At 48.8% G+C, this 207-nt stretch carries 1 protein-coding gene; it reads left to right on the top strand.

The genetic code is table 11. The annotated features are described in order from the left end of the window. Positions 1 to 207: Mu transposase C-terminal domain-containing protein (locus BN338_RS10550; RefSeq protein ID WP_039762546.1), on the top strand; the 207-nt coding region annotated here is incomplete at both ends.

The raw sequence follows: 207 nt of genomic DNA, 5'->3' as shown, positions 1-207 counted from the left end.
GCGGCGCAGCGTGCTTTATGGCTTTTGACCTCTGAGGCATTGCGTACGCAAAAAGGGACGGGCGAGATTCATTTTTATGGCAATCGTTATTGGGCACGTGCGCTCAATCAATATGCGGGGCAGAAGGTGATTGTGCGCTTTGATCCAGATCATTTGCAGCAAGATTTGCGGGTTTATGATTTGAACAATCGGTTGCTTTGCATGGCA

The sequence above is a fragment of the Bartonella queenslandensis AUST/NH15 genome (genome assembly GCF_000312585.1).
Classification (GTDB): domain Bacteria; phylum Pseudomonadota; class Alphaproteobacteria; order Rhizobiales; family Rhizobiaceae; genus Bartonella; species Bartonella queenslandensis_A.
This window is presented reverse-complemented; position numbering and strand designations above follow the sequence as displayed.